General features: G+C 40.8%; 10 protein-coding genes and 2 tRNA genes. 3 read left to right on the top strand and 9 right to left on the bottom strand.

Annotated features, from left to right (window positions below; translation table 11 throughout):
* Positions 1-103: 103 nt before the first annotated feature.
* From CWB60_RS17385 to CWB60_RS17360, 6 genes are all read right to left on the bottom strand, one after another.
* Positions 104-177: transfer RNA gene (locus CWB60_RS17385), tRNA-Cys, on the bottom strand.
* Between the two features lie 27 nt (positions 178-204).
* Positions 205-280: transfer RNA gene (locus tag CWB60_RS17380), tRNA-Gly, on the bottom strand.
* Between the two features lie 208 nt (positions 281-488).
* The gene (gene pgsA / locus CWB60_RS17375) at positions 489-1,034 is read right to left on the bottom strand and encodes a CDP-diacylglycerol--glycerol-3-phosphate 3-phosphatidyltransferase (RefSeq protein ID WP_024033647.1); all 546 of its coding nucleotides are present in this window, start codon (positions 1,032-1,034) and stop codon (positions 489-491) included.
* A gap of 41 nt (positions 1,035-1,075) precedes the next feature.
* On the bottom strand, positions 1,076-2,899 hold the full coding sequence (gene uvrC / locus CWB60_RS17370) for an excinuclease ABC subunit UvrC (protein WP_004589510.1): 1,824 nt from the start codon (positions 2,897-2,899) through the stop codon (positions 1,076-1,078).
* 11 nt (positions 2,900-2,910) lie between these two features.
* Entirely contained in the window at positions 2,911-3,561 is a 651-nt protein-coding gene (uvrY, locus tag CWB60_RS17365; RefSeq protein WP_004589511.1) for a UvrY/SirA/GacA family response regulator transcription factor, read from the bottom strand.
* 158 nt (positions 3,562-3,719) lie between these two features.
* On the bottom strand, positions 3,720-4,871 hold the full coding sequence (locus CWB60_RS17360; RefSeq protein ID WP_024033649.1) for a dicarboxylate/amino acid:cation symporter: 1,152 nt from the start codon (positions 4,869-4,871) through the stop codon (positions 3,720-3,722).
* Between the two features lie 366 nt (positions 4,872-5,237).
* Between CWB60_RS17360 and cysK the strand changes: the two genes are divergently transcribed.
* Both cysK and CWB60_RS17350 read left to right on the top strand, forming a co-directional pair.
* Positions 5,238-6,206 carry a cysteine synthase A gene (cysK, locus tag CWB60_RS17355; protein ID WP_004589513.1) on the top strand — a complete coding sequence of 323 codons (969 nt, stop codon included), beginning with the start codon at positions 5,238-5,240 and terminating at the stop codon, positions 6,204-6,206.
* A 146-nt stretch (positions 6,207-6,352) separates the two neighbouring features.
* Positions 6,353-6,787 (top strand): hypothetical protein, encoded by a 435-nt coding sequence (locus CWB60_RS17350; protein ID WP_029773124.1) that lies wholly within the window; start codon positions 6,353-6,355, stop codon positions 6,785-6,787.
* Positions 6,788-6,853: 66 nt separating this feature from the next.
* Here CWB60_RS17350 and CWB60_RS17345 read toward each other — a convergent pair whose 3' ends face one another.
* Positions 6,854-9,130, bottom strand: coding sequence for an acyl-CoA dehydrogenase (locus CWB60_RS17345; RefSeq protein ID WP_138579467.1), 2,277 nt, complete (start codon positions 9,128-9,130; stop codon positions 6,854-6,856).
* Positions 9,131-9,297: 167 nt separating this feature from the next.
* Here CWB60_RS17345 and CWB60_RS17340 point away from each other — a divergent pair, with 167 nt between their 5' ends.
* Entirely contained in the window at positions 9,298-11,145 is a 1,848-nt protein-coding gene (locus CWB60_RS17340; RefSeq protein ID WP_121637271.1) for a M2 family metallopeptidase, read from the top strand.
* Positions 11,146-11,232: 87 nt separating this feature from the next.
* On the opposite strand, the gene CWB60_RS17335 is transcribed toward CWB60_RS17340, so the two are convergent.
* The gene (locus CWB60_RS17335; RefSeq protein ID WP_064386448.1) at positions 11,233-12,036 is read right to left on the bottom strand and encodes a putative porin; all 804 of its coding nucleotides are present in this window, start codon (positions 12,034-12,036) and stop codon (positions 11,233-11,235) included.
* A gap of 477 nt (positions 12,037-12,513) precedes the next feature.
* A complete protein-coding gene (locus CWB60_RS17330) occupies positions 12,514-13,308 on the bottom strand; it encodes a putative porin (RefSeq protein WP_138579465.1) in 795 nt (264 codons plus the stop codon).
* Between the last annotated feature and the right edge of the window lie 2 nt (positions 13,309-13,310).

The following is a 13,310-nucleotide window of genomic DNA, read 5'->3' as shown; positions in this document are numbered from 1 at the left end:
GATCCGGCTCGACTTGTTAGTCGAGGGATTTTAAATCCGTTTTGTCTACCAATTCCACCACTCGGGCATCGAGTTTGCTATTTAAAGCATGTGGAGTGTTGAATGGAGGCGGAACCCGGAGTCGAACCGAGGTGGACGGATTTGCAATCCGCTGCATGGCCACTCTGCCATTCCGCCAAACCGTTGGACAACCTAATGAAAACTTGGAGCGGCACACGAGGCTCGAACTCGTGACCTCGACCTTGGCAAGGTCGCGCTCTACCAACTGAGCTAGTGCCGCATTATTATTTAATTATCTGCGTTATTCAACATCTTGCGATGTTTACGCTGCTAACTAAGTAACTTTGGTTTTCTTTATCTTAGGGGCTATGCCCTCTCAACACGGACGCATTCTACAGAGATTATTAAACGCGTCAACACAAAAAATGCCACTTTTGAACTGTTTGATTATTTTTTATCTAAAACGGTGCGTTATTAGACGTTTACAATCAATTTTTGGTCAATTCACTCCATGCAGCCATTAAATATTGCACCATAGAGCTCAGTGTTAAATAGGTGGCTATATACAATAAAGCAAAACTTAAATAGATCATCCACGTATCGTATTGCCAAATTAGGCCAATAATCGCCAGCATTTGCGCCGCGGTTTTTATTTTGCCCATATTTGATACTGCAACGTTTCCACGTTTGCCTTGTTCGGCCATCCACTCACGTAATGCAGATATCACTATTTCACGGCTAATAATAATAAGTGCCGGAATCGTCATATACATAGACTGATAATGATCAGAGAGCGCAACAAGTGCAGCACACACCATAACCTTATCGGCTACAGGGTCTAAAAACGCACCAAAAGGCGTAGATTGTTCTAGCTTTCGTGCTAAATAGCCATCAAGTATATCGGTGATTGATGCAAGCCAAAAAATAAAAGCGGCAGCAAAAAACGCCCAGCTATAAGGCAAGTAAAATATCACCAAAAATATGGGGATAAGAAAAAGTCTAAAGGTTGTGAGTGTGTTTGGAATATTCCACATAACTACTTGGATATGTCTTTTTTCTATATTCGCATGAAGGGCTAGCCCTTGTCATGCAAATGGTTAAATATCTTCTCAGCCATGTCAGGACTGATCCCAGGAACTTTCTTTAACTGTTCTATATTAGCAGCTTTTACCCCTTGCATGCCCCCTAAATATTTTAATAATGTTTGGCGGCGCTTAGAACCTACTCCATTGATCTCTTCTAATAATGATTGCGTGCGCTGTTTTTGGCGCTTATTACGGTGCCCTGCAATGGCAAATCGGTGCGACTCATCGCGAATATGCTGGATTAAATGAAGTGCTGGCGCATCCGAATCCATAGGAATCGTTTTTCGCCCGCCATCAATTAATAAGGTTTCAAGGCCTGGCTTTCTGCTTGTGCCTTTTGCTACACCTACTAACAGCGGCATTTTAGCATGTGGCCACGTGGCAAAATACTGCTCTGCACGGCCTAGTTGCCCTTTACCACCATCAATGAATATAACGTCAGGAATTTTGTCTTCATCTACCACTTTGTTGTAGCGTTTGTTCAGTGCAAACTCCATTGCCGCGTAATCATCACCGCCGGTTATACCCGTTACGTTGTAGCGCCTGTACTCTTTGTTATTTGGCCCTTGCGAATCAAATACTACACAACTGGCTACTGTGTTCTCCCCCATGGTATGGCTGATATCAAAACATTCCATTCTGTTTATATCATCTAAGCCTAGGGTCGCTTTTAATTGTGCATAACGTTTGTTTATAGAGTCTTGCGTACTTTGTTTAACGGTAATGCTGTTTAATGCGTTTTTATTAGCAAGTTGAAGGTATTGTGCTCGCTCTCCGCGGGTAACCACTTTAAGCGATACTTTGCGCTCACTAATTTGCGTAAGAGCTTCACTCAATGCGCTACTTTCTTCAATCTCGAACGGTAAAATAATTTCTTTTGCTATGCGCCCTGTCGCACCAGGCGCTAAATAATATTGCCCTAAAAACGAAGTGAGTATTTCCTCTTGCCCCGAATCTTTAGGGACTTTTGGAAAATAGGTTTTACTGCCTAGCACTTTATGATCACGGATCATTAATAAATGAATCCCATTTAATCCATTTAAGTGCGCAAAACCTACCACATCCATTTCAGCAAAATTACCTGAAATAGACTGCTGCTCCTGCATTTTGCGCAGTAGCATAATTTGGTCACGCACTTTAGCTGCGAGCTCAAAGTTAAGGTCTTTACTCGCCGCTTCCATTTTTTTAATTAAATCGGCTATTACTTCGTGCGACTTACCTGTTAAAAACTTACGTACATAATCAACTTGTTCGCCGTACTCTTGCTCTGTCACTTTATTAACACACGGTGCTGAGCAGCGCTTTAGCTGATACTGTAAACACGGGCGGCTTCTGGCACGGTAATAGGCATCTTCGCACTGACGTACAGGAAATATTTTTTGCATTAAACGCAAACTTTCCGACACTGCGCCAGCACTTGGGAAAGGCCCAAAGTACTCGCCTTTTACCTTGCGACTGCCTCTATGAAAGGCTAAACGCGGATGTTTATGACTGGTAAGTAATATATAGGGGTATGACTTATCATCACGTAATAAAATGTTATAACGCGGCTGATATTTTTTTATAAGGTTGTTTTCAAGCAGCAGGGCTTCGGTTTCGGTGTTTGTGAGCGTAACTTCAATATCGCAAATATTACTCACTAGCACACGGGTTTTACTGTCGGTTAGATTAGATCTAAAGTAGCTACTTACCCGTTTTTTTAAGTTTTTAGCTTTACCGACATAAATAACTTGTTGTTCACTATCAAGCATACGGTATACACCCGGTTCACTTGATAGCGTTTTTAAAAATTGGGCGTGATCGAATTCAGACATAAATTAAAAAATTAATGAGATACGTCTATATCAATCATTTTATGGCGAATAGCCAAATGAGTAAGCTCAACGTCGCCCCCTACGTTTAATTTTTCAAACATACGGTAACGGTAGCTGTTCACTGTTTTTGAGCTTAAATTTAAGCGCTCGGCAATATCTTGAGCTTTTTCACCTTTGGTGATCATTAGCATAATTTGTAGCTCGCGCTCAGATAAGCTTTGAAAAGGGTTTTCATCGGTACGCCCTGTTACTTGTGCAAGGGCTATTTGTTGTGCAATTTCTGGGGCGATATAACGCTGACCTGCATGAACAGACCGTATAGCACGAACCATTTCATCAGAGCCTGCACCTTTGGTTAAAAAGCCATGCGCGCCAATTTGCATCACTTTTGATGGAAACGGGTCTTCGCAATTAACCGTAAGCACAATAATTTTTACATCTGGGCAATAGCGACAAATCTTTTTTGTGGCCTCTAAGCCACCCATGCCAGGCATGTTCATATCCATTAATACAATATTAGGTGCGTGCTGGCGACAAAACTGTACCGCAGCCTCTCCATCTTTAGCTTCGCCTACCACTTTAAAACCACGTACATCATCTAATATACGTTTTATACCAGTTCGTACCAGCTCATGGTCATCAACTAAAAGCACATTAATCAATGTAATACCCTCATTAACCTAACAATACGCAACAAACAATCTAATTTGCCACATTACCACAGTTAAAGCGAAACAATAACTAATATTATTGCTTCGCTTTAGGTGTACTCATCTTTTAGCATTATTTTACTACTGCTAAAAACCAGTACTTTAGTTTTTTATGACGCTGCTTTTTCGCTAAAACGGTCTACCCATAGGGCAATAATACCATCGCCTGTTACATTACACGCAGTACCAAAGCTATCTTGCGCAAGGTAAAGTGCAATCATAAGTGCAACAGCGCCTTCGTTAAAGCCAAGCATACTAGTTAATAAACCGAGCGCCGACATTACTGCTCCACCAGGTGCACCTGGCGCTGCAATCATTACTACCCCTAACATCATAATAAACGGCAGCATCCCCATTAAAGAAGGTACTTCCATGCTTGGCGATAAAAACATAACGGCCATTGCACACGTCACAATCGTAATGGTAGAACCCGATAAATGAATAGTAGCGCACAGTGGCACTGTAAAGTTTGCTACATCTTCTTTTACGTTATTTGCTTTGCTTGATTGCAAAGACACCGGAATGGTTGCCGCGCTCGACATTGTCCCCAGTGCTGTAAAATAAGCAGGAAGCATATTTTTAACGAGCTCCAACGGGTTACGTTTAAGTAATATCCCCGTAGAAACATATAATACGGTTAGCCACAGCCAGTGCATTACAAGTGCAGCAATAAGAACAACACCAAAGGTTTGCAGTGTATCGACCACGGTCCCTGCTACGGTCATTTCTGCAAATACACCTGCAATGTAAAATGGTAATGCCGGAATAATTACTTTAGATAATAAAGCATCGATGACATCGCGACCCTGATCAGACACTTTTTTAAGTGTTTCTAATTCAAGTTGGCTCATGCCAATACCAAACACAAATGCAGTCACAAGCGCTGTCATTACACCCATCAGCGGTGGAATTTCTAAATCAATAAAACTACCAATTTCAGTGGCAACTTCGGCTTCAAACGTAATATTGCCACTTAGCAGTGGAATAACCGCACTCACTAATAAAAAGGCAAGCGTACCTGCAATTACTGTAGAGCTATAAGCAAAGCCAACGGTTTTACCTAATAAATGGCCAGACCCTTTAGGCAAGCCCGCAATGCCAGAAGCAATAAAAAATAAAATAATTAATGGAATGGTAAAAGAAATGAGTTGGCCAATAAGTTCTTTAACAGTAAATAAAAGCTCAACACCTGTGAGAGGCACATAAAGCCCGACCAAAATACCGGCCACAATACCGGCAATTAATTTTAAGATTAACTTCATTGTGATTGCTTAGTTGAATATAGATAGAGTGTTTTTAACATGTTTTAGGCGCATTGTGTGATAAAAGTATTCAAGTTATATTCATGTGCGCAAATAACACACAAAAACATCGCAATAATTAGCCTACTCTGAGCATTTTTTAACTACGGGCCGAAATTTACTCTTTAAATTTAAAAATGAGCCCGCATCTTTAATAACTAAAGCAACAATAATAACTAATTTTTATTTCGGCTGGTTATAAGCCCAATAGATATATGTTATAGCCAAACTTTACTTTAGTTTTTTTAAACTCGCAGTAAAGTGTATTTATATAGTTAATAGCAAAGGCTATTAACACATTGATCAGATTGTATCCAAAGGAACATTATGTCTACTATTTTTGAAGATAACTCACTAAGCATTGGTAATACACCACTGGTAAAACTTAATCGCGTAACAGGCGGAAACGTTTACGCTAAAGTAGAATCGCGTAATCCTAGCTTTAGTATTAAATGTCGTATTGGTGCATCAATGATTTGGGAAGCTGAAAAATCAGGTCAGCTTGTTGAAGGTAAAGAACTAATTGAACCTACATCGGGTAATACAGGTATTGCTCTTGCATTTGTTGCAGCAGCACGTGGTTACAAATTAACACTTACCATGCCTAATACAATGAGCCTAGAGCGCCGCAAACTATTAAAAGCATTAGGCGCTAACTTAGTGCTTACAGATGGCGCTAAAGGTATGAATGGCGCAATTGAAAAAGCAAAAGAAATTCAAGCAACAGATCCAGAAAAATACATTTTATTACAACAGTTCGAAAACCCAGCTAACCCTAAAATTCACTTTGAAACAACCGGCCCAGAAATTTTTGAAGCGCTTGATGGTAAAGTAGACTTTTTTGTAGCAGGCGTAGGCACTGGCGGTACTATTACAGGTGTTAGCCGTTACCTTAAAAACGAAAAAGGCCTAGATGTTAAAGCGATTGCAGTTGAGCCAACTAACTCACCTGTTATTAGCCAAACGCTTGCCGGCGAAGAAGTAAAACCAGGTCCACATAAAATTCAAGGTATTGGCGCAGGGTTTATTCCTGGTAACCTTGATTTAAGTGTGATTGATGGTGCTGAGCAAGTATCAAACGAAGATGCTATTGCAATGGCTCATGAGCTAATGAAAAAAGAAGGTATTTTAGTGGGTATTTCATCAGGCGCAGCTGTTGTTGCCGCTAAACGCCTTGCTGAAAAGCCAGAAAACGCTGATAAAAATATTGTGGTGATTTTACCAAGTGCCACAGAGCGTTACCTGTCTAGCCCAATGTTTGCTGAAGAATTTAGCGAGCAAGAATTAGTACAGTAAACTTCTCTCCTTGAGATACTTAAAAGGATGCTTATGGCATCCTTTTTTATTATTTATGATTCAATTTTCTATTTATTCCCCAGTGCTGCTTTACATCTTGTTTAATTAACCACACACTTTAAAAAAACTAATTAAAAACATTCAACATGAAAAAAATAACAGCTTATTTAAGTTTTATCGTATGCTTATTTTTAGCCGCCTGTGGCGATAGCGTACAAACGCTGGGCGACTCACCGGGCGATACAGCCACCGCTTACTTTGATGCATTGTATAATCAAAAAGATTTACAAAAAGCCAGCACAATGGCCACCCCTAACCTAAGCCGGATTATGAAATCCTATGGCACCGCTAAGCAATTTGCCCGAAACTTAGTAAACCTGCAATACGATGAAGTAGTAATAGAAGTCGATATGACCAACATGAGCGTACGCGAACAATATGGCGATAACGCCAAAATAAACCTCATTTTTACAGGCTACTTTAATGGCGACAAAGTCGATGATATGCGCAGCGTTAAAATGCTTCGTAAAAAAGGGAAATGGTATATCGATAAAATAGTTGCAGACCCTTACGCACGCTAACTTATACACCACAAAAAAGGCCTTACACATGTAAGGCCTTTTTGCGTTTAGCGCTTATCTTAAGCGTTATAATTCACCGGGTTTAAAGTTATCAACGGCAATTGCTTGTTTTCTTAGTTTATTGGTATGGTGCATTGCATCGGCATCTGCTTGCGCAAGGAGCTCATTCTCTAGTGCGTAATTAATTGCGCCTTCTATGTCGAGCGTTGCAGGGACCTTACCACTGCGTTGCCAGTTTTTTAACTCTTTAAACTGTGTTTGCATATCGTGCATAGCTAAAAATGCATTTTCCATCACGCCCGTGCCCGCATTTTCATCTACATAACATAAGTGCGTTAAGCGGTTTCTAAACACCCCAGGTTGCGTCATATGCTCGCAAATACTTTGGGCTGTTTCATCACTTGGGTTGTGGTAGTGATTCCCCAGCGGAAACACAATGCGTTTAAGTAAAAAGTTAACCACCGGATTTGAAAAGTTTTTGAAAAAACCATCAAACGCTTGGCCTATCTCATAAAGAGAATTTTCAATAGCGTATTTCACAAAAGGTAAATCAGCCTGTTGGCGCCCTTCATCTTCAAAGCGCTTTAATACAGTAGACGCTAAATATAAATGGCTAAGCACATCGCCTAAACGCGCCGAAATCATCTCTTTACGCTTTAGCTCACCACCAAGTACCAACATGGCTACATCTGTAGTAAAAGCAAGCCCTCGGCTCATTCTGCTTAGCTGTTTGTAATACACAGCGGTTGCACCGCACACGGGCGCTTTTGCCAAACAGCTTCGCGTAAGACCATGCACAAAAGCCATGCCGGCATTACTGGCAGCAAATAAAATGTGCTTCATCAATAAACTATCAAATTGATCAAGTGCTGCATCATCGTCTTCCATTGCGGCAGCTTCCATTTCCTTTAACACAAACGGATGACAACGCGTGGCACCTTGGCCAAAAATCATTAAGTTACGGGTTAAAATGTTTGCCCCTTCAACAGTAATCGATACCGGGATCCCCATATAACCATGGGCTAAATAGTTATTAGGCCCAACTTGAATACCTTTACCAGAATGAATGTCCATTGCATCGTTCATTACCGTACGCCCCATTTCGGTCATATGGTATTTTGCAATGGCGGTAACAACCGATGGGCTAAGTTTTAAATCTATTGCGCCTGCGGTCATTAAACGCGCAGACTCTAACGTATACGTTAACCCGCCAATACGCGCTAAGGCTTCTTGTACACCTTCAAATTGGCCAATTGATACACCAAACTGTTGGCGTACCACAGAGTAAGCAGAAGTCATTTTAGAGGCTAAATGTCCTGTTGCGGTGCTTAGTGCAGGTAAAGAAATACCGCGCCCAGCACTTAAACACTCAACCAACATGCGCCAGCCTCGCCCTGCGCCCTGCTCACCACCAATAATCCAATCTAGCGGAATAAAAACATCTTTACCGTAGGTAGTTCCGTTCATAAATGCCATGTTTAATGGATAATGGCGCTCACCCGTTTCTACACCTTCGTGATCTGTAGGAATTAGCGCACAGGTAATACCTAGCTCTTTTTCATCGCCTAATAACCCATCTGGGTCATACATTTTAAAGGCAAGGCCAAGTACGGTTGCCACCGGCGCAAGCGTAATATAACGCTTAGACCAATTTAAACGCAGGCCTATAACTTCTGCACCATTATGCTGCCCTTTACACACTACGCCTGAGTCGGGAATACTGCCCGCATCAGAGCCTGCTTCTGGGCCGGTAAGTGCAAAACACGGTACATCTTTACCACTTGCAAGGCTTGGCAACCAACGGTCTTGTTGCTCTTTTGTGCCATAATGCAGTAACAGCTCGCCTGGGCCTAAGCTATTAGGCACCATAACTGTAACCGCCGCAGTTAAGCTTTTTGTAGCAATTTTTGACACTATGGTTGAATTAGCAATGGCAGAGAACTCACGTCCACCAAATTTTTCAGGAATGATCAGCGCAAAAAAGCCCTCTGTTTTTAAGTAATCCCAGACTTCTTTTGGCAAGTCTTTATCTTTTTGTACAATTTGGTAATCATCTAGCATCGCCAGTAGCGTGTTAACCTGATTATCCATAAAGTCATTTTCTTTATCGCTAAGCTCAGGCCTTGGAAAGCTATGCAGTTTTTGCCAATCTGGATTACCACTAAATAGCTCACCATCCCACCATACATCGCCGGCTTCCATTGCCTCTCGCTCAGTTTGCGAGAGCGGCGGAAGTACCTTTTTAAACATTTTAAACGTAGGACGGCTGATCAGGTTGAGGCGAATATCTTTGACTGCAAAAATAACCACCACCACGACCAGCAATATTATAAATACTGACATGAGCACATTCCTTTTACATTGAATGAAAATAGTAACTTAATTATGACCCATCTTAGTTTAAATACAATCATTGCGCGATGCACCACACGCCTTAACGTATTAATTTTATTGTTTTAAACATCGCTGCTATTATCACTTTCTTAATAACAATAAACCAAAGGAATACAATGAACACGCCACGCTTTAAACTAAGTATGAGCGCCCTCATAGTCGCAAGTACATTAGCGCTAACCGCCTGCGAAGCAGAAATAGCCATAGACACTACCGATTCAGCACAGACCGAGAAGCCTCTTACAAAACAAGATGCCAATGCATTTATTGCCAAAGCCGAGCAAGAACTAAGTGAGCTTTACCTAGAGTCGAGCCGCGCTGAGTGGATTTACGCAAACTTTATAACACACGACACCTCGGCGTTATCTGCCGAAGTTAATCGTAAAATGACCGAGTCGGTCGTACGTTTAGCCAATCAGGCAGCACAATTTGACGACTTAGCGCTTGATTACGATGCACGCCGCAAGCTTAATAAACTTAAACTTGCGCTTACTTTACCCGCTCCTCAGGACGCTGAAAAAACAGCCCAACTTTCAACTATTGTGGCAGAGCTAGGTGGTTTATACGGTAAAGGTAAATACTGTAAAGACGATGGCAGCTGTTTAAGCCTTGGTGATATGACCGCAAAAATGGCCACCAGCCGTGATTACAACGAGCTACTTGATTTATGGCAAGGGTGGCGCCAAATTTCAAAGCCCATGCGCCCACTTTACGAGCAGCAAGTAACCCTTACAAACGAAGGGGCTAAAGAGCTAGGTTATGCTGATACCGGCGCAATGTGGCGCAGCAAGTACGATATGCCAGCCGATGACTTTACAACCGAGCTTGACCGCATTTGGGGGCAAGTAAAGCCACTTTATAACTCACTGCATTGCCATGTACGCGCTAAATTAGGCGAAAAATACGGCACCGACAAAGTAGCCCAAGATGAGCCTATTCCTGCGCATTTATTAGGAAACATGTGGGCGCAAGCGTGGGGTAACATTTACGATGTGGTCGCGCCAGAAAACGCCGATCCGGGTTACGATGTTACCGAGCTATTAGCTAAAAATAATTACGACGAGCTAAAAATGGTTAAAGGTGCTGAAACCTTTTTTACCTCAATGGGGTTTGAGCCACTGCCAGAGACTTTTTACGAGCGTTCGTTATTTGTAAAACCGAAAGACAGAGACGTACAGTGTCATGCCTCTGCTTGGAATATAGATAGCAAAGACGATTTACGCATTAAAATGTGTATTCAACGCACCGGCGAAGAATTTTCTGTTATTCACCATGAGCTAGGCCACAACTTTTATCAGCGCGCTTATAATAAACAACCTTTATTTTATCAAGAAAGTGCCAACGATGGTTTTCACGAAGCCATTGGCGACACCATTGCTTTATCGGTTACACCCGGTTACTTAAAAGAGATTGGTTTACTCGAGCAAGTACCTGATGAGTCAAAAGACATTGGCTTACTAATGAAAATGGCGCTAGATAAAGTCGCGTTTGTGCCCTTTAGCTTAATGGTTGATCAATGGCGCTGGCAGGTATTTTCGGGCCAAGTAAAGCCACAAGATTATAATAAAGCGTGGTGGGAGCTACGTGAAAAATACCAAGGTGTGAAAGCGCCTATTGCACGTAGCGAAGATGACTTTGATCCAGGTGCTAAATACCACGTACCAGGCAACACTCCTTATACACGTTACTTTTTAGCGCATATTTTACAGTTTGAATTTCACCGTAGCTTATGTGAAATAGCCGGTAACGATAAAGCCATTCACCGCTGCTCTATTTATAATTCAAAAGAAGCAGGGGATAAGCTAAACGCAATGCTGGAAATGGGCTCTTCTCGTCCATGGCAAGAAGCCCTTGAAACCATCACTGGCAAGCCACAAATGGATGCAACCGCTATGCTTGATTACTTTGCACCGCTGCAACGCTATTTAGATGAGCAGAACAAAGACCGTAATTGCGGCTGGTAAAACTTTTACCACGGTTAATTTAAGTTAAAAACAACAAAGCCCGCTACAGTAGCGGGCTTTTTGTTCAGTAACTAACTTTTGGTTAAATTAGAACTGTAAGCTTACATTTGCAAAGTAAGCATCGTAATCAGAATCATCCCAGTTATTACCGTAACCTGCTTCTAAACCAACATTGTTATTGAAAAAGTGTTGAGCACCAAAAGCGTAGTCATCGTTCTTGTTAACTGTAACAAACACCGATGTTGCTTTACTGAAATAGTAGTTAGATGCTAATTCCCAGCTACTAGAACCGCCATCAACATCTTCAAATTTACCTTCAACAGTTAAGTAGTTACCTTGCTGTAAATCAACAAAGTACTTAGCTGCTACTGCACGGTAATCAAACTCGTCATCTGCTGTTACAGTAAAGCCGATATAATCAGTGCTGTTTAATTCGTGGTTATATGCTAAGTCAAACACAAACTGATTGTCAGCATCTTCAACATCTACAAACGTTGCTTTTAATACAAGGTTTGGATTAAAGAAATAGCCTGCTGAAAGTTCAATTACATCCGTGCTTGAGCCAAAATCACTGTCGAAATTATTGTACTGCGCACCTAATACGAAATCTTGTACAAAATACTCACCGCCAACGCTAGTAATATCTCCAAAATCATTATCACTGTATGCACCATAAACATTTGTTTGCTTATTGATGTACTCAAATTGATCGTAAGGACCTAACGTCGCTTTTGGAGAAAAGTAATAAGTTGAGTCAACACTTACCGTGTCATCTCCATCAATGTCCATGTATCCTACGTGGCTGATAGATTGGTAAGTATCGGCTGCCATTGCAGTAGATGCAGCGCTTGATAATAAAATACTCGAAATGATAACGGCTAATTTTTTCATTTTAAATTCCCTATAAATGTTATTTTCTATGCTTGGGCCATGTAGCCAAAGTCGGGCCGCATCCTAACAACAAATAATGAACAAAAAATGAACGGGAGAACAAATTAAACACAATACCAACAACTTAAATTGTTAATCATTCCGTACAAATGTAAATATAAAGCACATCTTAAATCTACAGTAGAATTATATCTCAGCATTTAAACTTCAAAAGTAACAAATAAGGTACAAACTGTCGCTAAATTGAATACAACTTAACTATTCGATAAACCTCATCAATATAACTATCCCTCATTATATTTTTCTCATTTTTCAAAAAAATTATTATTTTTAATTTAAAAAATGCTATTTAGATGAGCAGAACAAAGACCGTAATTGCACCTGGTAAAACTTTTACCACGGATAATTTAAGTTAAAAACAACAAAGCCCGCTACAGTAGCGGGCTTTTTATGCTTTTAATTAAGTACAGGGCTTAATTAAAACTGAAAACGCATGTTTGCAAAGTATGCATCGTTATCAGAGTCATCTGCATTGTTCTCGTAACCTACTTTAAGACCAATGTTTTTATTGATGAAGTGCTGAGCACCAAAGCTGTATGTATCTTGCTTGTTGTAGTTAGCAAATACTGAGGTTGCTTTTGAGAAGTAGTAGTTAGTTTCTGCTACCCACTGGTTTTCTGCATCTTCAATGCTCTCGTATTTACCTTCAAACGTTAAAAAGTTACCTTGCTGTAAGTCAATAAAGTACTTAGCTGCAACAGCGCGGTAATCAAAGTCGTCATCAGATGTAAGTGTTACACCTACGTAGTCTGTGCTGTTTAGCATGTGATTGTATGCTAAATCAAACAAAGTAAAGTCATCGCCGTCTTTGTTTTCAACAAGCGTTACTTTTGCTAATAAATCAGGGTTAAAGAAGTAGCCACCAGTTAGCTTGTAAAGCTCACCGTTAGAGCCCGAATCTGGGTCAAGGTTTTCGTAAGATGCGCCAACAACAAATTCATTGATAAAGTATTCGCCACCAATATTAGTAACATCGCCAAAGTCGTCATCAGCATAACCGCCGTAAACGTTAGTTTGTTTATTAATGTACTCAAACTGATCGTACGGACCTAATGTTTTTTTAGGAGATAGGTAATAAATAGAGTCTACAGCAACGGTGTCGTTGTTATCGCTATCTTTGTAGCTTAAATTACTGATTGAATTGTAGCTGTCTGCAGCAGCCGCAGTGCTAGATAATAAAATGCTTGAAATAATAACTGCTAATTTTTTCATTG

The sequence above is a fragment of the Pseudoalteromonas sp. S327 genome (genome assembly GCF_005886415.1).
Lineage (GTDB): Bacteria > Pseudomonadota > Gammaproteobacteria > Enterobacterales > Alteromonadaceae > Pseudoalteromonas > Pseudoalteromonas atlantica.
This window is presented reverse-complemented; position numbering and strand designations above follow the sequence as displayed.